Here is a 24,889-nt window from a genome sequence, read left to right as displayed (position 1 = left end):
CGAATGGCAAATGTCAGGTTGACCATGCGCAAAATCAGGGAAGTGCTGCGGCTGCATTTCGAGTGCGACCGCAACCAGAGGGAGATCGCCGACGCGGTCGGCGCCTCGACAACAACGGTGTGGCATTACCTGCGCCGCACGCGGCTGGCAGGGCTGGGCTGGCCGCTGCCAGCGGAACTGCTGACGGACGACGTGGCGCTCGAGGCGAGGCTGTATCCGCCGCCGGCGCGGCGCGAGCCAACGCGCGGCATGCCGGACTGGCCGACGGTGCATCGCGAGTTCGGCAGGAAAGGCGTCACGCTTGATCTGCTGTGGCAGGAATACAAGGCGCAGCATCCGGACGGCTGCGGCTACAGCTGGTTTTGCAAGGCTTACCAGGAATGGGCGCAGCGGCTGCCGGTCACGATGCGGCAAACGCACGTGCCGGGCCAGAAGCTGTTCGTCGACTACTCGGGCAAGAAGCTCGGCATCATCAACCCGGCCACCGGTGAAATCCGAGAGGCCGAGCTGTTCGTCGCTGCGCTCGGCGTGTCCGGCTTCACCTTCGCGGAACTCACCTGGACCCAGCAGTTGCCAGACTGGATCGGCTCGCACGTGCGCGCCTTCGCGTTCTATGACGGCCTGGTCGAAATCCTGGTCCCTGACAACCTGAAATCGGGCGTCCACAAGCCTGGGTTCTACGATCCGGACATCAATCCAACCTACCAGGAAATGGCCAGGCATTACTCCGTGGCTGTGATCCCGGCTCGCAGTAAAAAACCGCGAGACAAGCCGAAAGCAGAGTTATCGGTTCTCCTGGTGCAGAGATGGGTCCTCGCCCGCCTGCGCAATCAGCGCTTCTTCAGTCTGGACGGGGCGAACCGGGCGGTCGCCGCCTTGCTGACCGATCTGAACAACCGGCCCTTCAAGAAATTGCCCGGCTCCCGCCGGAGCGTGTTTGACGAGATCGATCGTCCGGCGCTTAGGCCGTTGCCCGAGCGGCCGTATCAGTACGCGGAATGGAAGGTTGCACGCGTCGGCCCGGACTACCACGTTGAGCTCGATCAGCACTACTACTCGGTGCCGTACCGCTACGCGCGCGAGCAGGTCGACATGCGTCACACGGCCAACACCGTCGAAATCTTCCATCGTGGCCAACGCATTGCCGCCCACGGCAAAAGCGCCCGAACTCGCCACCACACCACGATCGACGCGCACATGCCACCCGAGCACCTGGCTGTCGCGAAAGGCTGGGATCCGCAGCGGCTGCGCAACTGGGCCGCCGACATCGGTCCGCATACGGCGGCCGTCATCAGTACCTGCTGGGTGCCCGCAAGCACCCGCAGCAATCCTATCGAACCTGCCTGGGCGTGCTGCGCATGGGCAAGGACTACGGGCGCGACCGGCTCGAAGCCGCCTGCCGCCGCGCCATCGATCTGAAAGCGCCGAACTACAAGTTCATTGCCTCGACGCTGAAGAACGGCCTGGACCGGGAGCCCCAAGCGGCTACCACCCAGGCTGACCTGCCGCTCATGCACGCCAACGTGCGCGGGCCGTCTTACTATCATTGAAAGGGAGTCGTTATGCTGCAACATCCCACTGTCGACAAACTGCACGCGCTGCGCCTGCCCGGCATGGCGGCGGCGCTTGCCGAGCAACAGTCCCAGGACGGCATTGACCGGCTGGGCTTTGAAGAACGTCTGGGGTTGCTGGTCGAGCGTGAATCCAGTGAACGTGACTCGCGACAAACGGCGGCCCGGCTGCGCCGGGCCAGACTGAAGGTCCCCGACGCATCGCCTGAAGACATCGACTATCGCACCGCCCGCGGACTGGATCGCGCGCTTACCGCCCGACTGCTGACCGGTGAGTGGCTTCGGGAGCGGCAGAACCTGATCCTGGTTGGCCCGACCGGGCTCGGCAAGAGTTGGTTGGGTTGCGCCTTCGCTATCCAGGCGTGCCGTCAGGGCTTCTCCGCCTGCTATCTGCGCATGCCGAAACTGAACGAGGAACTGGCGATCGCACACGGCAGCGGGCGCTACGCGCGGTGGCTTGCACAACTGGCCAAGACGGATCTCGTGATTCTCGACGATCTGGCCATGGCGCCGCTGACCGATTCCGCGCGGCGCGACCTGCTGGAGGTGCTAGATGACCGGCATGGACACCGATCCACGCTGGCCACCAGCCAGATTCCAGTGGATCACTGGCATGAAGCGATCGGCGAGCCGACCGTCGCCGACGCGATCCTCGACCGGCTCGTGCACAACGCACATCGCATCACCCTCGCGGGCGAATCACTGCGCAAGACGCGTAGCCGATTGACCGCGAAGCAGCAGTCCGAGTAAAAAGGCAAAGGTCCCGCGTCGCTGCGCTCAGTTTGTTCACGATGGTGTGGAATCCTTGTTCTCTTTGCCGTGGAATCACGATTCACTTTGCCGTGGAATGGCTGTTCTCTTTGCGTGGAATACGCAAGCTGGCGGAGCGGCCCCCTGAATCGCCGGACACAGTTTCCCGCTTAAAATAGCGGGTAGGCATACGACTGTGTTTTTGACTAACAACAAACAAGAAGTGATGGAAGTGTTGACGGGACCGGAACGCCGGCGGCGGTGGTCAGCGGAAGAGAAGCTGGCGATGGTGAGAGAGAGTTTCGAGCCGGGCAAGTCGGTCTCGATGGTTGCGGCGCGCGTCAAGCAGGTTGTCGCCTCACTCATGCAGCCAGAGGCTGTTTATTTGCGCCGATCGACGCCATCTCAACGACTGAGTCACGTTCGGGGTTAAGCGTCACGGCACCAACCGGTGTCCAGTTGCGCGTGTGACACGACCAGCGGGCCGGATTGCATGCGCGCGCCTTCACGTACAGTGCGTGACGTGCCGCGAGAAGCGCACGATCGTCGCCGGCATGACGCTGCGCAGGCGTCACGTAGCGGATGCCGCTATGACGATGCTCGAAGTTGTACCACTGCACGAAGCCGGCAGCCCAGTTGCGAGCAGCGTTCAGGTCCTCGAAGCCTGTGACCGGAAACTCCGGCCGGTACTTCGCGGTTCGGAACAGCGCCTCGGCGTAGGCGTTGTCGTCGCTGACACGGGGGCGTGAGTACGACGGCTTGACACCCAGCCAGTGGAGCATCGCCAGCACGGTCGTGGCCTTGAGCGTCGCACCGTTATCGCCGTGCAGCACCGGCCGGGTCTCAAGGACGGCAATGCCTTCGGAGAGCGCCGTACGACGCACGAGATGAGCAGCGTGTTCGGCCGCGTCGCTGTCGTGCACCTCCCAGCCGACAATCTTGCGGCTATACAGGTCCAGGATCAGGTACAGGTGGAACCATCGACCTGTTACCGTTGCCGGCAGAAACGTCATGTCCCGGCACCACACCTGGCGCGGCGCCGTTGCGACGTGCGTGGTCGGCGGCCGGGCGCTCGAAGGCGTTCTGGCACGACCACGGCGCGTCATCTGCCCATGCTCGCGCAGCACGCGCGCAAAGGTCGATTCGCTGGCGATGTACACGCCTTCGTCAGCCAGCATCGGCACGATACGCGCCGGTGGCATGTCGGCAAAGCGTGGCTCGTTGGCTATGCGCAGCACGTTTGCCCGCTCCTGCGGACTCAGGGTGTGCGCGGGCAGTGGGCGCATCGCGCCGGGCCTGGCGTCGCCCTTGACGAGCCCCTGATGGGCCTTCCAGCGTTGCAGCGTTCGCACATCGATTCCGGCGACCTCGCAGGCCAGACGCAACCGTGCGCCAGCCCGATTGGCCGATTCGATTTCCCGGGCCAGCCGCTGGCGATCCTCGAGGCCGATCATTCGTCCTCGCCCTTGTCCGTGTTGAATCCGCCCAGTATTGCAGCGGCCTGTTTCAGGATACGTTGAAGGCCTACGGCATGCGTTCGTCGATGAGCCGACGCGGTGATTGTTGGGACACTCAGTCTAAGATCGCCTCTGAACGTCGGACCGATCTGACCCGTGCTGGGATTGGCGAAGCTGCCTTGGCGTTGACCTGTCGATCGGATTCCGGCGTTCCCCGAGCGTTGCCGGGCTCACCGTCTGTGACCTGATAGGAGCTTTGTTCTGCACCGTGAGTGTCCTGTCCTGCGAGTGAGGTTGGCGATGCGCCCACTACGACGAAAACACGCATGGAACAAAACAACGAAGTGATTCTGGGCGTCGACACGCATCTGGATGCGCATGTCGGGGCTGTGATTAGCGAGACGGGGAAACTCCTTGGAACACTGTCGGTATCGACCGACACGGCAGGATATCTCAACCTGGTGACCTGGGCGAATTCGTTCGGTCATCTGCTCCGCGCCGGCGTAGAAGGGACCGGCACCTATGGAGCGGGTTTGGCGCGCGTGCTGCGCGATCACGAGATTGAAGTACTTGAAGTCAATCGCCCCGACCGGGCGACACGTCGGTCTCGAGGGAAGTCCGATCCCACCGATGCAGAAAATGCAGCCCGCGCGGTTCTTTCCGGAAAAGCAACTGCTATTCCCAAGGAGCAGTCCGGCGCTGCCGAAGCAATGCGCGCCGTCTCCGTTGCCAGACGCAGCGCTGTAAAAGCGAAGACGCAGGCCATCAATCAGTTGCGGGCTTTGCTGGTCAGCGCGCCACAGGAAATTCGCGAGCGCCTTCTGAAAACGAAGACAGCAGAATGCGTTGCGAGCTGCGCCCGCCTGCGCTCGTTGGGCAACACGCCCATGTTGCAAACGTTGACGACCACGTTGCGCTTGCTGGCCAAGCGCTGGCTGGCGCTGGCAGAGGAGCTCAACACGCTCGATGCCATGCTTGATCGCCTGACCAGCCAGCACGCCAGCCGGCTTCGTGAGAGATTCGGTGTTGGCCCACAGACCGCTGCAGTGCTCGTCGCCGTCGCGGGCGACAATCCCGAACGCCTGAAAAGCGAGGCTGCGCTCGCGGCGCTTTGCGGCACGAGCCCGTTGCAGGCATCGTCTGGCAAAACGGTCCGGCATCGCTTGAACAGGGGCGGCGACCGGTCTGCAAACAACGCCTTGTGGACCATTGCGATGGTGCGGATGAGAAGCGACCCTCGGACCCGTGCTTATGTCGAGCGTCGGACCAAAGAAGGCATGTCGAACAAGGAAATTCATCGCTGCCTCAAGCGCTATATCGTGAGGGAGCTGTACCCGCTCATCCTCGCGGATCTGGCCGAGTCAACGCGTGTCCCTTGACATAGGAGCGTCAATGCGCCGACGGAAAGTCTCTGGGGTTCGCTGAAGGTGGCGCGCATGCACGGACGACACTTCGCCACCCGGCGTGCCGCAATGGATGAGGTGATTGACTGGCTGGGCTTTTACAACGCACGCCGGTTACACTCAACGCTCGACTACGTCAGCCCCATGACATTCGAGAAGAACTGGTTCGCGACTCAGCAAGGCGAAGCCGCATAATTCCCCCAGCTATGGGATTCGCCAAACGGGGGCAACGTCATCATTCCTCTAGGGCATCACCGAAATCGGCTGCGCAGCTCACGCAAGGCGCAAGTTCTTCGAGCTGCATGCCAATCACAGCAGTCAGGTGGCTGAGCAGGCGTTGCCGTTCTTCACCGAGCTCTACAACATCGAACGCGATGCCGCGGCTCTTGATATCGACGCACGACACCGGCATCGGCAGAGCCGCGCCAAACCGGTGTGCGACGCCCTTCACGAATGGATGGTGGTGCAACGCAAGCTGGTATCGGCACGTTCGGCGATTGCGAAAGCGCTGGACTACAGCCTCAAACGCTGGGAGGCGCTTACGCGCTATCTCGATGACGGGCACGTGCCCATAGACAACAATTAGCTCGGAAACCAGATCCGTCCATGGGGCCATCGGCAGGGCCAACTGATTGATCGCCGGGTCGCTGCGCGCTGGCCAACGTGCGGCCGCAATCATGAGCCTCATCCGCTCAGCGCAACTCAACGGTCACGAACCGCACGCATATCTGAAAGACATCGGGACACGGCTGCCCGCCCACAGGGCAAGCGACATCGCCGCATTGCTGCCACATAACTGGCAGCCTCTTACCGCTGTCGCCTGATTCACCGTTCGTCAACGTGAGTTCGCCAGCCGCTTACCGTACGCACGCAAGCCGCCGGATCATACGGAAGTCGCCTGTCCCTGCCACGGAAACGCGGCCAGCACCTGCCGGATCGCCATATCGAAGGGCGAGCGTCGGCCGATTCCGAGTACCTCTAAACGGCTCGATGCCAGATGACAGTTGTGCGGGCGCGGCGTCGCGTCGGTGGGTGTGCGCTGAGGCGTCAGACGCGCGTCGAGTTGCAACGCTTCTGCCAGGCGCACGGCGATCTCATACTTGTTCATCGGTTCGTCGCCCGACCATTGCACGATGCCAGAGATCGTTTCGCCGCGCGCGTGCCGCTCGAGCATCTGTCGGATCACGAAAGCGACATCGGGCGTGAACGTAGGATAGCGGATCGCCCAAGCGTCCATCCTGGCAGCCTGGGCTCCCGGCGCCGCCGCCGCTGCAATCGCCGGCACGAGGCTAGTCACGGCCGATTCCGACCAACTGACGATCGGACCATATAGCAGCGGCAGACGCAGCACGCATCCGCCCTCGGCCGTGTCGGTCAGCGCTCGCTCGCCTTCGAGCTTGCTCTGTCCGTACGCGTTCAGTGGCGCTGGTGTGCTGTCGTGACGATAGGGCGGGTGCGTGCCGTCGAACACGTAGTCGGTTGAGATCGACAGTGTCCACGCGCCGTGTCGGTTCGCCGCCCCGGCGATCATTCGCACAGCATCGACGTTCAGCGCGCGAGCAAGCGCCGGATCGCGCTCGCATACATCGGGACGGCGCTCCGCGGCGGCAATCACGACGGCATCCGGCGCTACGCGGTCGATGAAACGCTCGACCCCAACGCTATCGCGAACATCCAACGCGACCATTCGCGGAGACGTTCGGCTACATGCGGTGGAGACGGTCTGCCAGCCGGTCTGGCGCGCGAGTTCGTCGTTGAGCGCGCGGCCGAGCAATCCGGAACCGCCTATTACGGCAACCTTGAGCATGCGCGGCACCTCAGCGCACAGACGTGACCGTGTATCCGGCTTCGTCAATCGCGGCCTTCAGCGCATCGACGGGTTGCGCCGACTCCACGAGCACGCGGCCGGTCGCGAGATCCACCTGAACCTGCGCGGCGGCGTCGTGCTCGCGAATCGCGCTCGTGACAGCGGCAACACAGTGCTGGCAGCTCATGCCTTCTACCTGGAGTTCGATTGTCATTGCAAAGACCTCGGCGGAATCAGATTGCGGATAGTCGAATTATGCCTCCCGTACCTTGTTTGAGTAGCTGACCTTCCCACCATGGGAAGGTGTAGGATCGATTGGAGTTCAGCCGCAACCTTGGGGAAACAGTCATGAACATAGGCGAAGCGGCCCGCGTGTCGGGCGTTACGGCAAAAATGATCCGCTATTACGAAAGTGTCGGCCTATTGACTGCGAAGGCGCGCACGAGTGCCGGTTATCGCGTGTATGGCCCGCAGGAAGTGCATTCCTTGCGCTTTATTCGCCAGGCTCGCCGGCTCGGATTTCTGGTCGAGGATATCCGGCGGCTGCTTGCTCTATGGCACGACCGCTCGCGTGCAAGTGCCGAAGTAAAGCGGATCGCGCTCGAACATGTCGCCGAACTCGATCGCCGCATCGCCGAACTGACGGACATGCGCGACACTCTCGCGCATCTGGCCGATCATTGCCATGGTGATGACCGGCCAGATTGTCCGATTATCGAGCGACTGGCGGACACCGATCTTGTATCGGGACAAGGTTGCCGTCCGCTTTAGCAGCTGATCGAAGTGCAACCCAGCCTGACGATTCTTAAGGTTCGAGCGATTTATGCACCGAAAGTGCGCATAAAATTGCGAAAATAACGTCCGCTTAAAGGTCGCCTCGATGAATCTTAATAAAACCAGGCGCTGGATTGCACCTTTCCAGTGCGTTATTCCAAAACGGAATGCACGCCATGCGTGCATTTCACTCTTCCAGGTTGCACCTTAGGGCTATAATCAGGGTTAACCCTTTTACGGGAAATCCCTGATGTCATATCACCGGGGATTCGATCTGATCCTTGGAGAACATGATGTTTGCATTCATTCTTGAGAAGCTCAGCACCTGGTTCGAGACTGCGGAACGTAGCCGTCGTGAGGCATATCTCGCATCGTCGTCGGATATCGTTCAGCTCGAACAGCGCATCCGTTCGCTCGAAACCAACGGCTATTCGCTGTAAGTTTCCGCCTTGAGTTTGACCTGACGTGGCCTGCTTTTGCGCGGCCATTGCAGTATCAATGTCGAGCCCCGTCAAAGCGGGGCTTTGTCGTATCTGGACATCGAAATCCGCGTGTGCCTTCAACGTTTTTCGAGTGAACGGCGCAAGAAAGCTGCTGATGGCGAATATCGACTAGCTTCGTAACGCGGCCCGCGGTAATGTAGGGCGTTTTTCGCGCAAGACGGCATTCATAACCAATCGGGCTGTCCATGTCCTCCGTCCGTTCGCTGCAAACTTTCCGATCCGCGATGGCCGCGGCCGCCGTGGCGACGCTCGCCACCCTCTGCGCCGCGTCGGACGCATTCGCGGTGTCCGATAACGGGGGTCCCGCCGTGATCCTCGATACGCATGGCGGCGTCAATAATGGCCAGAGCGGTACCGTACTGCTGAGCTCGCCGCCTGCGCCGGAGCCGATCGTCGCCGCGCCGCCGATCGCGGCACCGGTCGAGCTGCCTCCGGAATCGTCGCCGCCGTTCGTGGTTGCGCCGTATATCCAATTGCCGGCGGGTGGTGGCGTGCCGCCGCGGCCGATGCCTCGAGCGGTGCCCCTGCCGCAATAGGTGCCGACGGCGCGAAAGATCGTCGGCGGTGCTTCTGCACGGTCCCGTTTCTGCCCCATACGCCAGCTTGCCTCGCACCCGACAATCGCATTCGGGTTTGGGCGCATGGCGTTCGTGAAACCGTCCGACGACAATCGTTGCGCGCCTTGGCGCCGTGAGCTTCGATCTCGGCATGTGCGCCTGCGTCACTGCTTCGAACGGAAAACACGACAAGGAGACGTCACCATGCTCAATCAATGGACGCAGCGTGCGACGCGCACCTGCGTGATGCTGCTCGCACTGGCTGCGTTGCCGGGCGCTGGGTTCGCGAAGGACACGCCGGAAATGCCGACACTGACGATGGCCGTCGGCGGCTTACCTGGCCTTTACTATCTGCCGGTCCTCGCCGCACAGCAGCTCGGCTACTTCAAGGACGAAGGCCTGAACGTCACGCTCGAAGATTTCGCGGGCGGCTCGAAAGCGCTCGAAGCGGTGGTGGGCGGCAGCGCCGAAGTCGGCGCGGGCGCGTTCGAGCACACGTTGTTCATGCAGGCGAAGGGTCAGCACTATCGCGCGTTCGTGTTGATGGGCCGCGCACCGCAGATCGTGATCGGCGTGGTGAAGTCGAAGGCCGATCAGCTCAAGTCGCTCGCGGACTTCAAAGGCGCGAAGGTCGGCGTGAGCGCACCGGGTTCGTCGACGGATCTCGTGCTCACCGTTGCGTTGCGCAAGGCCGGCGTGCAGCGCAGCGACATTTCGGCGATCGGCGTCGGCAGCGGCGCGACGGTGCTGGCCGCGGTGGGCAGTGGGCAGATCGACGCGCTGTCCAATGTCGATCCAATGATGACCAAGCTCACGCGTAGCGGCGCCATCAAGGTGCTTGTGGATACGCGCACGGTGAAAGGCACGCAGGAGGTGTTCGGCGGCATGATGCCCGCGGCGACGCTTTACGCGGCCGAAAGCTTCATCCAGAAAAATCCGAAGACAACGCAGGCGCTGACCAACGCGATCGTGCGTGCGAATCATTGGCTGCAGACTGCGAGCGATACGGATCTGCTGGAGATGGTGCCGCAAGCCTATCTATTGGGCGACCCGACGCTCTATCTCGACGCCTTTCACAACGTGCGCGACGCGTATTCGCCGGACGGACTGATGCCCGCTGATGGCCCGGCGACGTCGCTGCGCGCGTTGTCGTCGTTCGATAGCCGGCTCGATCCGAAAAAGATCGACCTGAGTGCTACCTATACGAACCAGTTCGCGAGCAAGGCGGCCGCGCAGTTCAAGTGAGCGTATGCGGAGATCGGGTTGCGCAAGACAGGTGACGGGGAACCGCGCGCGGCACGCTCACGCGCCGGTCATCACGCTCAATTGCCGCGATATTCGACGTTGAACGTCGCAGCCTTGTCCTCGCCGAGCGTTTTGACGAGCCATGGCATCTGATCCTTCAGCGTCTTGGCGAGCGTATACGGCGGATTCAGGATGAACATGCCGCTACCGAACAGCCCATAGCCGTCTTCCGGCGGATTGCTGACGGTCAGGCTGACGTGCAGCCAGTTGTCCTTCTGCAACTGCTTCAGTTGATCGGGAAAGCGCTGCGACTCGGGGCGCTTGACCTGCGGATACCAGATCGCATACGTGCCGGTCGGAAACCGCTTCAGACTTTCCTCGACACAGCGCAGCGTGCGCCCGTAATCGCGCTTGTCTTCATACGACGGGTCGAGCAGGATCAGCGCGCGACGCGGCGCCGGCGGCAACAGCGCGAGAATGCCGTCGAAGCCGTCGCCCGCATATAGCATTGCGCGTCGGCCCGCGTCGCGAAAATTGTGGCGCAGCACGTCGATTTCGGTGCTGTGCAATTCGAAGAGCCGCATACGATCCTGCGCGCGCAGCTGTCGCCACGCGAGATACGGCGAGCCCGGATAAAAATGCAACTGGCCATCGGCATTGAGCGCGCTGACTTCATCGACGTATTCGGCGAACAGCGGCGGCAGATCGTTGCGGCCCCACAGTTTCGCAATACCCGTCTCGAACTCGCCGGTCTTCGTCGCGTAGCCTTCCTTCAGCGAGTAAACGCCGGCGCCCGCGTGCGTGTCGATATACCAGTAGGCCTTGTCCTTCTGGCCAAGGTAGCGCAGGAGCTGCAACACGACGGCGTGTTTCAGAACGTCGGCGTGATTGCCGGCATGAAAGGCGTGGCGGTAGCTGAGCATGATGAGAGGACGCTGAGAGAGCGCAGGCTGGCCCGAAGGAGCGGCGACGCGCGGTCGCGTATTGTACGCGACCGCGCGTGCCCGGTTAGGGCGCTGCGCGCGCGATTACTCGTGCGCGTCGCCGATGATCTCCTCGATCCGCTGCTTTATCTCTGGTGTGATGCGCTTGGCCACCTCGGCGGACTGCATGTTTTCGCCGATCTGTTCGACCCGCGAGGCGCCCGTGATCACCGTGCTGACATTCGGATTCTTCAAAATCCACGCGATCGCGAGCTGACCGACCGTGCAGCCGAGCTCGTCGGCGACCGCGCCGAGCTGGCCGACCACATTGTTCCGGGTCGGGTCCGTGAGCTGCTGACGCAGCCAGTCATAGCCCTGCAACTGCGCGCGACTGTCGGCTGGCACGCCGTCGCGATATTTGCCAGTGAGCAGCCCCGATGCGAGTGGGCTCCACGTGGTCAGGCCGAGGCCGATGTCCTCGTAGAGCCGTTTGTATTCCTGCTCGACGCGTTTGCGGTGAAACAGGTTGTATTGCGGCTGCTCCATGACCGGCTTGTGCAGATGATGCCGCTCGGCGATTCCATAGGCGGCGCGAATCTCGTCGGCGCTCCATTCCGAGGTGCCCCAGTACAGCGCCTTGCCGCGCGCGATCATGTCGCTCATTGCCCACACCGTTTCCTCGACCGGCGTGTTCGGGTCCGCACGATGACAGAACACGAGATCCACATAGTCGAGCTGCAGGCGCTTCAGCGACGCATCGATCGCGTTCATCAGGTACTTGCGGTTCAGCGTGCGGTACTGGTTCGGCGCTTCGTTGAGTCCCCAGAAGAATTTCGTCGACACGACATAGCTCACGCGCGGCCACGCGAGCTCCTTCAACGCATGGCCCATGATTTCCTCGGATTTGCCGCCCGCGTAGACTTCGGCGTTGTCGAAGAAATTGACGCCCGCGTCGCGCGCCGCGGCAAGCGATTCGCGCGCGGCGCGGTGATCCACCTGGTTGCCGTACGTGACCCATGAGCCGATGGACAACTCGCTCACTTGCAGGCCCGAGCGGCCCAGACGTCGATAATTCATACATGTCTCCTGGTTGGTGATGCCACGGGAATGGAGCCCGGATTCAGCCCGAAAGCATCCAGTTTAAAGAGATACGGTTCGATGTGCGTTTTACCTATGTCGTTCACAGGGTTCATGCACAATAGCAAAGTCGGCCGCCGCGCTGGATCCGCCGAACGGTCTATACCGTTTGGCCGACTTCTCGCCGCGCGCGGTCTCGTGGTCTCATTGCTCATCAACTGCATGGAGGTTCTGGATGTCGTCTGTGAACTCGAATCTGAACGGCAAGGTTGCCGTCGTCACTGGCGCCGCGAGCGGCATCGGCAAACAGATCGCGTTGACTCTGTCGGCCGCGGGTGCTGCGGTCGCGATCGCCGACCTGAACCAGGACGGCGCGAACGCCGTGGCTGAAGAAATCAGAAAGGGCGGCGGTAAGGCAATCGGCGTGGCAATGGACGTGACGAACGAAGATGCCGTCAACCAGGGGATCGACAAGGTCGCCGAGGAATTCGGTTCGATCGACATTCTCGTTTCCAACGCCGGCATCCAGATCGTCAATCCGATCGAAAACTATTCGTTCTCGGACTGGAAGAAGATGCAGGCCATTCACGTGGACGGCGCGTTCCTGACCACCAAGGCCGCGCTCAAGCACATGTACAAGGACAATCGCGGCGGCGTCGTGATTTACATGGGCTCGGTCCACTCGCATCTCGCCTCGCCGCTGAAGTCGGCGTACGTGACCGCGAAGCACGCTCTGCTGGGCCTGTCGCGCGTGCTTGCCAAGGAGGGCGCTGCGCATAATGTGCGTTCGCACGTCGTGTGTCCGGGCTTCGTGCGCACGCCGCTCGTCGACAAGCAGATTCCCGAGCAGGCGAAAGAACTTGGCATCAGCGAAGAGGACGTGATCAAGCGCGTGATGCTGGGCGGCACCGTCGACGGTATCTTCACGACGGTTGAAGACGTCGCGCAGACCGTGCTGTTCCTGTCAACGTTCCCGAGCGCGGCTCTGACCGGCCAGTCGTTCGTCGTGAGCCACGGCTGGTACATGCACTAAGGGGCCGTCCATGGCGCAACGCAATCTGAAGCGGGCGCGCGTGGGCGTGTCGGGCGACGGGGAGGGCGCGGGTCCGTCGGTCGCCGCCCGCCCGCGCCGGCATCCCCGGTTGCCCAACTACGAAACCGTCGCGCTGATGCTGCAAGGCGGCGGCGCGCTCGGCGCCTATCAGGCCGGCGTCTTTCAGGGACTTTACGAAGCCGGCATCGAACCGAACTGGATCGCGGGCATCTCGATCGGTGCACTGAATACGGCGATCATTGCGGGCAATCCACCGGAACGACGCGTCGAGCGTCTGCTGCAATTCTGGGAGACGATCTGCCAGCCGGCGTTCGGGGCGCCCTTGCCAGCTCCGATCGAACACCTGCTGTTCAATTCGAGCGAAGCGGTGCGCAAGGCATTTACGGCAGCGCAGGCAATGAGCGCGATCGTCGAAGGGCAAAAGGGCTTTTTCGTGCCGCGTTTCCCACCGCCGTTGCCCACTGTGTCCGGTCCGCCTCAATTGGCGAGCTACTACGACACCACGCCGCTGAAGGCCACGCTCGAGTCGCTGTGTGATTTCGACCGGATTAATTCCGGCGAAATACGCGTGTCGGTGGGCGCGGTGAAATTGCGGCACGGGCAATTTCGCGTACTTCGACAATACGCACACCACGCTCAGGCCCGAGCATTTCATAGCGTCTGGCGCGTTGCCGCCGGGCTTCGCGGCCGTCGAGATCGACGGTCAGTTCTACTGGGACGGCGGCCTGATGTCGAATACGCCGCTCTACGAGGTGCTCCAGTCCACGCCGCGTCGCGACACGCTCGCGTTTCAGGTCGACTTATGGAGTGCGATCGGGCCGGTGCCGGACAACCTCACCGACGTGCAGGGGCGCATGAAAGACATCCAGTATTCGAGCCGTACGCGTCTCGTGACCGACATGCTGCAGCGCTCGCAGCGTTTCCGTCACGTACTGCGCGAGGTGCTGGACCGTGTGCCAGAAGACCAACGCGACGATCCGTGGTGCAAGCTGGCCGAAGATTTGTCGTGTTCAAAGCGCTACAACGTGATTCACCTGATCTATCGGCACAAGGAATACGAAGGACACTACAAGGACTTTCAATTCGGTCTGTCGACGATGCGCGAGCATTGGCGAAGCGGTCTTGAAGATATTCTCCGTTCTCTCGAGCAGCCCGACTGGCTCGATATGCCGGAAAACGATGCCGGATTCGTCACGCACGATATTCATCGGGATTCGCGCTGATTCCTCGCGGAGAGCTCCGACGCTGCGCCAACCAAGGCCGAACCGTCAGAAAATAAAAAAACGGCGCCCTTTCAGAAAAGGGCGCCGTTTTTATAGGGGTGGCAGCGGCGAACCTGCTGCACTTGCACGGCAGACCTCCGCGCCGTGAATCGCCTTACTTCAGCACGTGAGCAATCGCGGTGGCGACGACGTCGAGGTTGCGCGTATTGAGCGCAGCCACGCAGATGCGGCCCGTGCTGACTGCATAGATACCGAACTCTTCGCGCAGACGGTCCACTTGCGGTGCCGTCAGACCCGAGTACGAGAACATGCCGCGCTGTGCATTCACGAAGCCGAAGTCACGATCAACGCCGCTTGCCTTCAGACGCTCGACGAGACCATTGCGCATCGCGCGGATGCGGTCGCGCATTTCGCCCAGTTCGCTTTCCCACGTCGCGCGCAGTTCCGGCGATGCGAGCACGGCCGCGACCACCGAGCCGCCGTGCGTCGGCGGGTTCGAGTAGTTGGTGCGGATCACGCGTTTCAGTTGCGACAGCACGCGCGCCGCTTCTTCCTTGCTCGCGGTGATGATCGACAGTGCGCCGACGCGCTCGCCGTACAGCGAGAACGACTTCGAGAACGACGAAGACACGAACACGTTCAGTTCCTGCGCCGCGAACAGACGCACGGCTGCCGCGTCCGCTTCGATGTTGTCGCCGAAGCCCTGGTAGGCGATATCGAGGAACGGCACGAGGTTGCGCGCCTTGACGACCTCGACGACCTGCTTCCACTGCTCGACGCTCAGGTCGACGCCGGTCGGGTTATGGCAGCACGCGTGCAGCACGACGATCGTGCCCGCCTCATAGCTGTTCAGCGCGCTCAACATGCCGTCGAAGTTCACGCCGTGCGTCTGCGCGTCATAGTACGGATACGATTCGACGACGAAGCCCGCGCCTTCGAACAACGCGCGGTGATTTTCCCAGCTCGGATCGCTGATCGCGACCTTGCTATTCGGATTCACGCGCTTCAGGAAGTCCGCGCCGATCTTCAGCGCGCCCGTGCCGCCCAGCGCCTGCGCCGTGACGACGCGGCCGGCCGCGATCAGCGGCGAGTCGTTGCCGAGCAGCAGCTTTTGCACGGCGGCATCGTAAGCGGCGATACCTTCGATCGGCAGATAGCCACGCGGCAGCGCGGCTTCGACGCGAGCCTTTTCCGCCTCGCGCACGGCGCGCAGCAGCGGAATCTTGCCTTCTTCATTGAAGTACACGCCAACGCCGAGGTTGACCTTGGTGGCGCGCGTATCGGCGTTGAAAGCTTCGTTCAGGCCCAGAATCGGGTCGCGGGGAGCAAGTTCGACGGCGGAGAACAGAGACATGATGGGTGGGCAGCAGTAGTGAAAAGAGGGCGGCTTCGCGCGCGAGCGGCCTCATCTGGGGCGTCGGCGGCGTTTCGCGGGTGGGCGTGAGTTCGACGAAACGCGAAAATCGGGGACGGCCTATGGACAGCGGCGAGCGAGCGCAACTTCGCATTGTAACGAATCCGGCCGCTTTTTTCGGACGACCGGACGGGCAAAAAGCAATTATTTGCTTGAAAAACAGGCACTGGGGAGCCATGTGGCAGCAAGGAATTCGAGCGGGCGTGGCGATGTCGACGACGCGAACGGGCCGAGGTGCGCTGTCCATTGGCGTTGACTGCGCGACGACGACGCGTGGCGTGTAGGACACAGCCGGCATTGGAGTTCGCGCTAACCCTTCAGGGCGCCCAAGTCCGCAAAGGGCCATGACACACCGGCGCCCAGGGCCGCCCTACGTAAGCCCGCTCGATCTTCGCTTTCCGCAACCCGTTAGAATGATCTTTTGCCCAAGGCCCGGTGCCGCCCCTCATGTCCGAACACCATCTGACTGAAGCCGACGATACGCTCGACGAATCGAAATTCATCACGTTCGAAGGTTCACCGTTCAAGCTCTACCAGCCGTATCTGCCCGCCGGCGACCAGCCCACGGCCATCGACACGCTCGTCGAAGGCGTCGGCGACGGTCTCGCGTTCCAGACGCTGCTCGGCGTGACCGGCTCCGGCAAGACTTTCACGATGGCCAACACGATCGCGCGGCTCGGCCGCCCGGCGATCGTGTTCGCGCCGAACAAGACGCTCGCCGCGCAGCTGTATTCGGAGTTCCGCGAGTTCTTTCCGCGCAACGCGGTCGAGTACTTCGTCTCGTACTACGACTACTACCAGCCGGAAGCGTATGTGCCGCAGCGCGATCTGTTCATCGAGAAAGACTCGTCGATCAACGAGCATATCGAGCAGATGCGGCTATCGGCGACCAAGAGCCTGATGGAGCGGCGCGACGTGGTGATCGTCGCGACAGTGTCGGCGATTTACGGTATCGGCAATCCGTCCGAATACCACCGGATGATCCTGACGCTGCGCACCGGCGACCGGCTCGGCCAGCGCGACGTCATCGCGCGGCTGATCGCGATGCAGTACAGCCGCAACGAAGCCGACTTCCAGCGCGGCTCGTTCCGGGTGCGCGGCGACACCATCGATATCTTCCCGGCCGAGCACGCCGAGATGGCGGTGCGCGTCGAGCTGTTCGACGACGAAATCGAAACACTGCAGCTATTCGATCCGCTCACCGGCCGCGTGCGACAGAAGATTCCGCGCTTTACCGTGTATCCATCGTCGCACTACGTGACCCCGCGCGATACCGTGCTGCGCGCCGTCGAAACGATCAAGGCCGAGCTGCGCGAGCGCCTCGAATTCTTCTATAGCCAAGGCAAGCTCGTCGAGGCGCAGCGCCTCGAGCAGCGCACCCGCTTCGACCTCGAAATGCTGCAGGAGCTCGGTTTCTGCAAGGGAATCGAGAACTATTCGCGGCACTTCTCGGGCGCGGCGCCGGGCGAGCCGCCGCCGACGCTCGTCGATTATTTGCCGCCCGACGCGATCATGATGCTCGACGAATCGCACGTGCTGATTGGCCAGCTGAACGGCATGTACAACGGCGACCGCGCGCGCAAGGAAAATCTCGTCGACTACGGCTTCCGGTTGCCGTCGGCGCTCGACAACCGGCCGCTCAAGTTCAACGAGTTCGAGCGCAAGATGCGCCAGGTCGTGTTCGTGTCGGCAACGCCCGCCGATTACGAGAAGAGGACCGCGGGGCAGGTCGCCGAACAGCTGGTGCGGCCGACCGGCCTCGTCGACCCTGAAATCGAAGTGCGGCCGGCGCGCAGCCAGGTCGACGACGTGCTTGGCGAGATCAACGAGCGCATCAAGGCCGGCGACCGCGTGCTGGTCACGACGCTGACCAAGCGGATGGCCGAGCAGCTCACCGAGTTCCTGGCCGACCACGGCATCAAGGTGCGCTATCTGCATAGCGACATCGACACGGTCGAGCGCGTCGAAATCATCCGCGATCTGCGTCTCGGCGCGTTCGACGTGCTGGTCGGCATCAACCTGCTGCGCGAGGGGCTCGATATTCCCGAGGTATCTCTCGTCGCGATTCTCGACGCGGACAAGGAAGGCTTCCTGCGCGCCGAGCGTTCGCTGATCCAGACCATCGGCCGGGCGGCGCGTAACGTGAACGGCAAGGCGATTCTGTACGGGGACAACATCACGGACTCGATGCGTCGCGCGATCGACGAAACCGAGCGGCGCCGTACGAAGCAGATCGCGTTCAACGCCGCGAACGGCATTACGCCGCGCGGCGTCGTGAAACGGATTCGCGACATCATCGATGGCGTGTACAACGTCGACGAAGCGCGCGCCGAGTTGAAGGAACAGCAAGCCCGCGCGAAGTTCGAGGACATGTCCGAGAAGCAGCTCGCCAAGGAGCTCAAGCGTCTCGAAAAGCAGATGATGGAGCACGCGAAGAATCTCGAATTCGAGAAGGCCGCGCAGACCCGCGACCAGCTAGCGCTGCTGCGTCAGCGCGTGTTCGGCGCGAACGTCGGCGACCACGTGTCGGGCGTCGAATAACTAACGCGTCCCTCCACCGCTTTTGTCCACCACGAAAGGGCGCGGCCATTCGCCGCGCCTGTTCACATCAGCCAGCGCTCAAGCTGCCGGTGAAGCCGTTGGCGCGGGACGCCTTGGCTGTGACTAATTCTGTTCTGTTTCCTCCCCCCGCACGAAGGCTTTCTTAAGCGGACCTTAAGACCCTGCTGTCATTAGGCAGAGCGTGCTGACAGGTTTGTTCTCGTCAACGATCGATGATAAACTCGCCCAATATTGAGAATGGTTCGCATTTAAATTTACATCTGACTTGCGACCGCAGTGTTTCAATGAAATCGATCCAGCCTGATAGAAACAAGGAGCTTCAATGCGGATTTCTTCCTTTGTGCGCGGTGGCGCGGCAGCGGTAGCTGCTGTCGCGGCGCTGTCGGCCTCGGCCGCCGAATATCCGATCGGCAAACAGCAGATCCAGGGCGGCATGGAAATCGGCGCGGTCTACCTGCAGCCGATCACGATGGAACCCGAAGGCATGATGCGCAAGGCGTCGGATTCGGACATCCACCTCGAGTCCGACATCCACGCGGTCAAGAACAATCCGACCGGTTTCGCCGAAGGCGACTGGATGCCGTATCTGCAGGTGCACTACGAACTGACGAAGGCCGGCTCGAACCAGCCGTTGAAGGGCGACCTGATGCCGATGGTCGCGAACGATGGTCCGCACTACGGCGACAACGTCAAGCTGCAAGGCCCGGGCAAGTATCACCTGAAGCTGATCGTCGAACCGCCGATGCAGATGGGCCACATGGCGTTCGGCCGCCACGTCGACAAGGAAACCGGCGTGGGTCCGTGGTTCAAGCCAATCACGCTCGAATACGACTTCACCTTCGCTGGCATCGGCAAGAAGGGCGGTTACTGATCGGCGCGCGGTGCCAGCGCGGTCGCTCAACGTATCAGTGAATGCAGCAGACGGCGCGCGGACAGTCGGAGTCATATCTGGCGTTGGCGCGTCGCGTTTTCCGGAAAGGGCAATGAGAATCAACCGAAAGATCGCGATGCTTGCCGCCACGTTTTGCCTGGCGGCCACGGCTCATGCAGCCGACCTGCCGACCTTCAAGCTCGAAATGAACGACGGCAAACTGAACCCGGCCCGCATCGAAGTGCCGGCAGGCCAGCGTATCAAGATCGAAGTACGCAACACCGGCAAGGGCGCGGCCGAATTCGAAAGCGTGCAGTTGCGTAAAGAGAAGGTTCTGGCGCCCGGCGCCGATTCGTTCGTCGTGATTGCTCCGCTGGAGCCGGGCGAATACAAGTTTTTCGACGACTTTCACCAGCAGGCGCAGGGCGTGATCGTCGCGAAGTAAGCAGGGTCTCGATCGAATGCGAACGCGAACTCGCCACGGCAAGCGGGCGCTGTCGGTCGCGCGAGGCAACGGAAGCGGGCAGTAGAAGGATCGAAGGGAGAGCTTGAATGGGTCAGATTCTGTTCATCGTGTGGCGGGAAAGCGTCGAGGCGCTGCTGGTCGTCGGCATCCTGTACGCGTGGTTGAAAAACGGCGACGACGACGCCCGCCGCGGCTTGCCGTACCTGTGGGGCGGCGTGGCGGCCGGCGTAATCGCCGCGGTGGCACTGGGCGCGGCGCTGGTGGGCTTCACCGAGGTGCTCTCTGGTGACGCGCAGGATTACTTCCAGACCGCGATGGTGCTAATCGCCTGCGCGCTGATCGTGCAGATGGTGCTGTGGATGAAGCAGCACGGCCGCACGCTGAAGCGCGACATGGAACAGTCGCTGCAAAAGAGCCAGCGCGATGCGAACTGGTGGGGCGTGGCGCTGCTGGTCGCACTGGCGATCGCGCGCGAAGGCAGCGAAACCGTGATCTTCCTGTACGGTCTCGGCTTCGGCCAGTCGGGTCATGTCGACGGCAGTCAGATGCTCGCTGTCGTGATCGGTCTCGCGCTTGCGTTCCTGACCTTCTACGTGTTGCAGCTCGGCGGCAAGATCATCTCGTGGCGGCTCTTTTTTCGCGTCACCGAAATCATGCTGCTATTCCTCGGCGCGGGGCTGTTCCAGACCGGCGTCGACAAGCTGATCGACAAGGAAATCCTGCCGACGCTCGTCGGCCAGCTGTGGAATTCGTCGGCGATTCTCGATGACTCGAGCACCTTCGGTTCGCTCGTCGCGACACTGACCGGCTACCGCGCGCATCCGGCGCTGATGAATCTGCTCGCCTATGCCGTGTATTGGGCGGTTGTTTATCTGCTCGTGCGCCGCGCCAGTCGCAAGCCCGCGCAGCAGACGGCAGGGCGCGCGGCATGAGCGCCGTGATGGCTTGCCGGCCGGGCCGCCTCGCGGCGGCCGGCCAGTGGATGCAGCGCCACGGCGCGGTGATTCGCGGCATCCAGTGGGTCGTGGTCGCGGTGTATGCGTTCCTGATCGTCGTGCCCGCGCTGATGCCACTGCCGGACGACACCGCGCATCTGTGGAACAACCTGACGCTCGCCGCGCAGTTCGTGTTCTGGGGCATCTGGTGGCCGTTCGTGTTGCTGTCGATGGTGATGCTCGGCCGCGTCTGGTGCGGCGTGCTGTGTCCGGAGGGCGCGCTCGCCGAATTCGCGAGCAAATTCGGCCGCGGCCGCGCGATTCCGCATTGGATGCGCTGGGGCGGCTGGCCGTTCGTCGCGTTCGGCATCACGACGATCTACGGGCAGATGGTGAGCGTCTACCAGTATCCGAAAGCGGTGTTGCTGGTACTCGGCGGCTCGACCTTCGCGGCAATCGTGATCGGTCTGCTATACGGACGCGAGAAGCGCGTCTGGTGCAAATACCTGTGCCCGGTCAACGGGGTTTTTTCGCTTCTGTCACGGCTCGCGCCGTTTCACTACAAGGTCGACGAAGACGCGTGGCGCCGCTCGTACACGAACGGCGAGCATGGGCATCGCGTGATTCCGATCAACTGCGCGCCGCTGGTGCCGTTGCGCAACATGAAGGGCGCGGCGGACTGCCACATGTGCGGCCGCTGCAGCGGACACCGCGATGCAATCGCGCTGACATGGCGCAAGCCGTCGACCGAAGTCGTGCAGTTGGGCGACAAGAACGCGAACCCGTGGGACACCGCGCTGATCCTGTATGGCCTGCTCGGCATCGCGATCGGCGCGTTCCACTGGACCGCGTCGCGCTGGTTCATCGACCTGAAGATGTTCGCCGCGACGTGGCTCGTCGATCGCGACATCACATGGCCGCTCGACACCAACGCGCCGTGGTTCCTGTTCACGCATTACCCCGACCAGAACGACGTGTTCTCGTGGCTCGACGGCTCGCTGCTGATCGGCTACATCCTGTCGACGGCGCTTGTCTACGGCACCGCGCTGCTGCTGTTGCTGACGGGCGCGACGCGCATGCTCGGGCGCTTCGACGCAACCCGACTGCATCACTTGACGCAGGGGCTGATTCCGATCGCGGGCGCGGGCGTATTCCTTGGTTTGTCGGCGACGACGCTGTCGCTGCTGCGCGCCGAGCACGTGTCGCTGTGGTGGGCGTCGGATCTGCGCATCGCAATTCTCGTGATTGCGAGCGCGTGGAGCGCATGGCTCGCGTGGCTCGTCACGCGCCGCTACAGCGAGCGCTTCGTGCAACGTGCGCTGGCGATGCTGTGGTTCGTCGCGGCGCTGGCGGTCGTCAATAGCGCGTGGTGGCTGATGTTCTGGGGCTGGGCCTCGAAGTAAATCTTTAGCCTGTGTCCGGTGCGAACGCAGGCGCAAGCGCAAACAAAAAAGCCGTGGGATGGTGGCATCCCACGGCTTTTTCATTTTCATTTTCAGCGATGTACGACGTTGCGCGCATCGGCTTTCGAGCGAGAACCAAAAAAGCGGCCTGGCTTGCTGCGACGGCTGGCTTGTGTCTGCACGAAGGGGTCTAGTTCTCGCGTGCAAGCCGTCATGGCTGGCTAATGCCTAACACCTCTCTGGGAGGTGGTCCCCACAATACCCGGTACTTACCTCGTGTCTTGCTACTTCGTCAGGATCAGCTTGCCGAGGCGCGTTGCACGCAGTTGATACGTGTCGCCGTTGTGCACGATGCTGATATGACTATGGCCTTGCAGCAGCGCGTCGCTGCGCACGACCCGTTCCGACGTCTCGCCTTGGCCGGCGGTGCGTTCCGCGCCGGGTTTCGCTGCGGGCGCGGCCGTCGTCGACGATTTCGGGCGGCTGGTTAGCGCGGTGGACGAGCGGCGCAGGCTGAGCGTGGAGGAGCGAGTCATATCGGTCATTCGTTTTAGCTTGTTCGTCGATTCGATGTGATCATTCTAAATGATAACTATTCCTATTAACAAGACAGGGAAATCGATCGGATCCGACTTCTGATAGCTGAATGAAAGTTCGTCTGGACGGCGACTCTGGAGGCCATCCTGGCCATGGTCCCGTGACAGCGTGGGCAGGGCGCCCGCGCGGTCTCTCAGTGCAACGGTCCCGGTTCCTGCCTGGCCCCGACGTACTGGCGGATCAGCCGCACCGTATCGATATCGTTCTCTCGATATGCGGACTTGACGATCTCCTGCGTCTGCACGGCGTCCTGGTCGGTCGAGACGGGCAGCGTGGTCGCGTACTCGAAGCGTAGGAACAGCTGCAACTCATCGGGCTGCTCGATCGTCATCGTCAGGGAGCCGCCGACGTGCTCGGCGGTCGGCAGGATGTCGTAGCGCACGCTTTCGGTTTCCTGCAGTGTGACCCGATCGCGCACAGTGGCGTGGCCGTAGTGCAACTCACGCTCGAGAACATTGCCGTCGCGCGACAGGATCGTGCAACTGTCGAGACCGATCACGAACAGTTGCGGCTGCTCGGCGCGCAGCACGAGCCCTTGCCACAGCTGCTCGCGGGTCATCGATTCGACGAAGGGATTCAACGGATCGTTGATCTGAATAAGGTGTTCGAAATTCAAGACGACTGCGTCCTATGAAAATATTGCAATTCTCGTGACCCGAACGGACGGCGTCCGACCGTCCTATGCCCGTTTGCTGCGGCTGTTAAGCGACCGCGAGCGCGGAGCGGATCGAGATCGTGTGCGTGAGGATCTTGTGCACCGGGCACGCATTGGCGATTTGCAAAAGCCGTTCCCGCTGCTCGCCGGAGAGTTCGCCATCGAGCATGATCTGACGGTCGATCGTCGAGCCTGCGTCGCCGGTTTCCATCGACAGTTTGACCCGTACGCCCGCGAGCGGCCAGCCCTTGCGCTGCGCGTACATCTTTAGCGTGATCGACGTACAAGCGCCGAGGCTCGACAGCAGCAGCGAGACCGGCGTCGGGCCGCGGTCGCCGCCGCCTAGCGATTCGGGTTCGTCGGCAAGCCAGGTGTGCTTGCCGTCATCGAACACGACCTGGAAATTCGTCGAACCGATGTGGGCGGTGACGGTGGACTCTGCCATGCGCGCTCCTCTGATAGGGATCAAATAACGTCGCGCGCCGCGGACTGTTGAAATCAACGCGGGCCGCGCGACATGAGCCGATATTGTGAACGAATTTACCGGCGTTCGCGCCCCGAGGCGGGTGATTTGGCGGCGCGCGCGTGGCTGGGGGCAAGCTTCGCCTCGCGCCGACAGGCGAGACAAACGCGCGGTACGCGCTCGCCTGTCAGTGCGTGATCGCGCCCATCCGCCCGGCCTGATAGTCGATCACCGCCTGACGGATTTCGTCTTCGGTATTCATCACGAACGGGCCATAACGCACCACCGGTTCCTTCAGCGGCACGCCGCCGAGCACCAGCACTTCGAGTGGTTCGTCGCCAGCCGTGATGGTCACCGCGTCGCCGTCGTTGGCGAACACCACCATCGTGCGCGCGTCGATGTCCGCGCGCGCGTCGCCTTCGCCATACACGCCCTTGCCGGACAGCCCATACGCGAACACGCGATAGTCGGCCGGTACCGGCTGGCGAATCGTCGCGCCCGGCTGCAACGAGAAATGCTGATACAGGATCGGCGTGCGCGTTTCGATCGCGGCCTTGACACCGAGCGCTTCGCCCGCGATGACCTTCACGCGCACCTGACCGTCTTCGGACGTCGCGGCCGGAATGCGTGCCGACGGGATTTCCTGATAGCGCGGCGCAATCATCTTGTCGCGACGCGGCAGGTTCACCCATAGCTGCAGGCCGTGCACGCGACCGCCGGTGCGCGTGAATTCCGGGTCCGGCATTTCGCTATGCACGACGCCCGCGCCCGCGGTCATCCATTGCACGTCACCGGCGTGCAGCGTGCCGGAATGGCCCGCCGAATCCTTGTGGCCGAACTGGCCCTCGAGCACATAGGTGACCGTCTCGAAGCCGCGATGCGGATGATCGGGCGCGCCGATGGCCTCGCCTGGCGCATAGTCGACCGGCCCCATTTCGTCGAGCAGCAGGAACGGATCGAAGTCCATCAGCAGACGCGTCGGAAACGGTCGATAAACGATAAATCCGCCGCCCTCCACCGTGCGAACCGACGGGAACGTGCGTTCGATCGTGCGTGACGTAGTCATCAATATCACCTCGAAAAATGGGGAATAGCGTCATTTCTGAAACATGGGGCTATTATAGGGACCGTTTTTGGCGGTGCCAGCCGTCCCTCAGCAATGGATTGTTCTGTTCATGG

At 62.5% G+C, this 24,889-nt stretch carries 21 protein-coding genes and 6 pseudogenes; 17 read left to right on the top strand and 10 right to left on the bottom strand.

Annotated features, from left to right (window positions below; all coding sequences use genetic code 11):
- Window positions 1-3: 3 nt before the first annotated feature.
- From istA to OKW44_RS21655, 3 genes and pseudogenes are all read left to right on the top strand, one after another.
- Window positions 4-1,550: pseudogene (gene istA, locus OKW44_RS21665) on the top strand (IS21 family transposase).
- A gap of 12 nt (window positions 1,551-1,562) precedes the next feature.
- Entirely contained in the window at window positions 1,563-2,321 is a 759-nt protein-coding gene (gene istB, locus OKW44_RS21660; protein ID WP_018418659.1) for an IS21-like element helper ATPase IstB, read from the top strand.
- Window positions 2,322-2,547: 226 nt separating this feature from the next.
- Window positions 2,548-2,655 (top strand): annotated as a pseudogene (locus OKW44_RS21655) (transposase); the annotation flags it as partial.
- 28 nt (window positions 2,656-2,683) lie between these two features.
- Here the strand turns inward: OKW44_RS21655 and OKW44_RS21650 are convergent.
- Window positions 2,684-3,808 (bottom strand): annotated as a pseudogene (locus OKW44_RS21650) (IS3 family transposase); the annotation flags it as partial.
- Between the two features lie 296 nt (window positions 3,809-4,104).
- Between OKW44_RS21650 and OKW44_RS21645 the strand changes: the two are divergent.
- The 3 genes and pseudogenes from OKW44_RS21645 to OKW44_RS21635 all read left to right on the top strand — a co-directional run.
- Window positions 4,105-5,157, top strand: coding sequence for an IS110 family RNA-guided transposase (locus OKW44_RS21645; protein WP_018418657.1), 1,053 nt, complete (start codon window positions 4,105-4,107; stop codon window positions 5,155-5,157).
- Between the two features lie 12 nt (window positions 5,158-5,169).
- A pseudogene (locus OKW44_RS21640) lies at window positions 5,170-5,376 on the top strand (IS3 family transposase); the annotation flags it as partial.
- Between the two features lie 52 nt (window positions 5,377-5,428).
- Window positions 5,429-6,005, top strand: a pseudogene (locus OKW44_RS21635) (IS66 family transposase); the annotation flags it as partial.
- A 59-nt stretch (window positions 6,006-6,064) separates the two neighbouring features.
- On the opposite strand, the gene OKW44_RS21630 reads toward OKW44_RS21635, so the two are convergent.
- Both OKW44_RS21630 and OKW44_RS21625 read right to left on the bottom strand, forming a co-directional pair.
- Window positions 6,065-6,988, bottom strand: coding sequence for a dTDP-4-dehydrorhamnose reductase family protein (locus tag OKW44_RS21630; RefSeq protein WP_026225498.1), 924 nt, complete (start codon window positions 6,986-6,988; stop codon window positions 6,065-6,067).
- 10 nt (window positions 6,989-6,998) lie between these two features.
- Window positions 6,999-7,202, bottom strand: coding sequence for a heavy-metal-associated domain-containing protein (locus OKW44_RS21625; RefSeq protein WP_018418652.1), 204 nt, complete (start codon window positions 7,200-7,202; stop codon window positions 6,999-7,001).
- Window positions 7,203-7,336: 134 nt separating this feature from the next.
- On the opposite strand from OKW44_RS21625, the gene cueR reads away from it, so the two are divergent.
- The 4 genes from cueR (at window position 7,337) to OKW44_RS21605 (ending at window position 10,067) form a co-directional block, all read left to right on the top strand.
- Window positions 7,337-7,759 carry a Cu(I)-responsive transcriptional regulator gene (cueR, locus tag OKW44_RS21620; RefSeq protein ID WP_018418651.1) on the top strand — a complete coding sequence of 141 codons (423 nt, stop codon included), beginning with the start codon at window positions 7,337-7,339 and terminating at the stop codon, window positions 7,757-7,759.
- A 296-nt stretch (window positions 7,760-8,055) separates the two neighbouring features.
- Complete coding sequence (locus OKW44_RS21615) at window positions 8,056-8,202, top strand: DUF3563 family protein (protein ID WP_018418650.1); 147 nt, start codon at window positions 8,056-8,058, stop codon at window positions 8,200-8,202.
- A gap of 248 nt (window positions 8,203-8,450) precedes the next feature.
- Complete coding sequence (locus OKW44_RS21610) at window positions 8,451-8,801, top strand: hypothetical protein (protein ID WP_026225497.1); 351 nt, start codon at window positions 8,451-8,453, stop codon at window positions 8,799-8,801.
- A 225-nt stretch (window positions 8,802-9,026) separates the two neighbouring features.
- Window positions 9,027-10,067, top strand: a complete 1,041-nt coding sequence (locus tag OKW44_RS21605) for an ABC transporter substrate-binding protein (RefSeq protein ID WP_018418648.1) — start codon at window positions 9,027-9,029, stop codon at window positions 10,065-10,067.
- Window positions 10,068-10,144: 77 nt separating this feature from the next.
- Here the strand turns inward: OKW44_RS21605 and OKW44_RS21600 are convergent, their stop codons facing one another.
- Window positions 10,145-10,990, bottom strand: coding sequence for a 23S rRNA (adenine(2030)-N(6))-methyltransferase RlmJ (locus tag OKW44_RS21600; protein WP_018418647.1), 846 nt, complete (start codon window positions 10,988-10,990; stop codon window positions 10,145-10,147).
- Window positions 10,991-11,095: 105 nt separating this feature from the next.
- Window positions 11,096-12,067 carry a potassium channel beta subunit family protein gene (locus OKW44_RS21595; RefSeq protein ID WP_018418646.1) on the bottom strand — a complete coding sequence of 324 codons (972 nt, stop codon included), beginning with the start codon at window positions 12,065-12,067 and terminating at the stop codon, window positions 11,096-11,098.
- Window positions 12,068-12,302: 235 nt separating this feature from the next.
- Between OKW44_RS21595 and OKW44_RS21590 the strand changes: the two genes are divergently transcribed.
- Both OKW44_RS21590 and OKW44_RS21585 read left to right on the top strand, forming a co-directional pair.
- On the top strand, window positions 12,303-13,100 hold the full coding sequence (locus OKW44_RS21590) for a 3-hydroxybutyrate dehydrogenase (protein WP_018418645.1): 798 nt from the start codon (window positions 12,303-12,305) through the stop codon (window positions 13,098-13,100).
- A gap of 10 nt (window positions 13,101-13,110) precedes the next feature.
- A pseudogene (locus OKW44_RS21585) lies at window positions 13,111-14,344 on the top strand (DUF3734 domain-containing protein).
- Between the two features lie 154 nt (window positions 14,345-14,498).
- On the opposite strand, the gene OKW44_RS21580 reads toward OKW44_RS21585, so the two are convergent.
- Window positions 14,499-15,698 (bottom strand): amino acid aminotransferase, encoded by a 1,200-nt coding sequence (locus OKW44_RS21580; protein ID WP_018418643.1) that lies wholly within the window; start codon window positions 15,696-15,698, stop codon window positions 14,499-14,501.
- 507 nt (window positions 15,699-16,205) lie between these two features.
- Here OKW44_RS21580 and uvrB point away from each other — a divergent pair.
- The 5 genes from uvrB to OKW44_RS21555 all read left to right on the top strand — a co-directional run bounded on the left by uvrB (window position 16,206) and on the right by OKW44_RS21555 (window position 21,995).
- Window positions 16,206-18,299: an excinuclease ABC subunit UvrB gene (gene uvrB / locus OKW44_RS21575; protein ID WP_018418642.1), complete on the top strand. Its 2,094-nt coding sequence runs from the start codon at window positions 16,206-16,208 to the stop codon at window positions 18,297-18,299.
- A 343-nt stretch (window positions 18,300-18,642) separates the two neighbouring features.
- The gene (locus tag OKW44_RS21570; protein WP_018418641.1) at window positions 18,643-19,191 is read left to right on the top strand and encodes an iron transporter; all 549 of its coding nucleotides are present in this window, start codon (window positions 18,643-18,645) and stop codon (window positions 19,189-19,191) included.
- 112 nt (window positions 19,192-19,303) lie between these two features.
- A complete protein-coding gene (locus tag OKW44_RS21565) occupies window positions 19,304-19,636 on the top strand; it encodes a cupredoxin domain-containing protein (RefSeq protein WP_018418640.1) in 333 nt (110 codons plus the stop codon).
- Between the two features lie 107 nt (window positions 19,637-19,743).
- The gene (locus OKW44_RS21560) at window positions 19,744-20,589 is read left to right on the top strand and encodes an FTR1 family iron permease (protein WP_018418639.1); all 846 of its coding nucleotides are present in this window, start codon (window positions 19,744-19,746) and stop codon (window positions 20,587-20,589) included.
- Window positions 20,586-21,995: a 4Fe-4S binding protein gene (locus tag OKW44_RS21555; RefSeq protein WP_018418638.1), complete on the top strand. Its 1,410-nt coding sequence runs from the start codon at window positions 20,586-20,588 to the stop codon at window positions 21,993-21,995. Before OKW44_RS21560 ends, OKW44_RS21555 begins: the two co-directional genes overlap by 4 nt.
- Before the next feature lie 284 nt (window positions 21,996-22,279).
- On the opposite strand, the gene hemP is transcribed toward OKW44_RS21555, so the two are convergent.
- The 4 genes from hemP to OKW44_RS21535 form a co-directional block, all read right to left on the bottom strand.
- A complete protein-coding gene (gene hemP, locus OKW44_RS21550) occupies window positions 22,280-22,540 on the bottom strand; it encodes a hemin uptake protein HemP (RefSeq protein WP_018418637.1) in 261 nt (86 codons plus the stop codon).
- 185 nt (window positions 22,541-22,725) lie between these two features.
- Window positions 22,726-23,208 carry an SRPBCC family protein gene (locus tag OKW44_RS21545; RefSeq protein WP_018418636.1) on the bottom strand — a complete coding sequence of 161 codons (483 nt, stop codon included), beginning with the start codon at window positions 23,206-23,208 and terminating at the stop codon, window positions 22,726-22,728.
- Window positions 23,209-23,293: 85 nt separating this feature from the next.
- Window positions 23,294-23,692, bottom strand: a complete 399-nt coding sequence (locus OKW44_RS21540) for an OsmC family protein (protein ID WP_018418635.1) — start codon at window positions 23,690-23,692, stop codon at window positions 23,294-23,296.
- A gap of 205 nt (window positions 23,693-23,897) precedes the next feature.
- Window positions 23,898-24,776, bottom strand: a complete 879-nt coding sequence (locus OKW44_RS21535) for a pirin family protein (protein ID WP_018418634.1) — start codon at window positions 24,774-24,776, stop codon at window positions 23,898-23,900.
- Between the last annotated feature and the right edge of the window lie 113 nt (window positions 24,777-24,889).

Origin of the sequence: Paraburkholderia lebeckiae (genome assembly GCF_050436325.1) — a bacterium.
In the GTDB taxonomy this organism is placed as follows: domain Bacteria; phylum Pseudomonadota; class Gammaproteobacteria; order Burkholderiales; family Burkholderiaceae; genus Paraburkholderia; species Paraburkholderia tuberum.
This window is presented reverse-complemented; position numbering and strand designations above follow the sequence as displayed.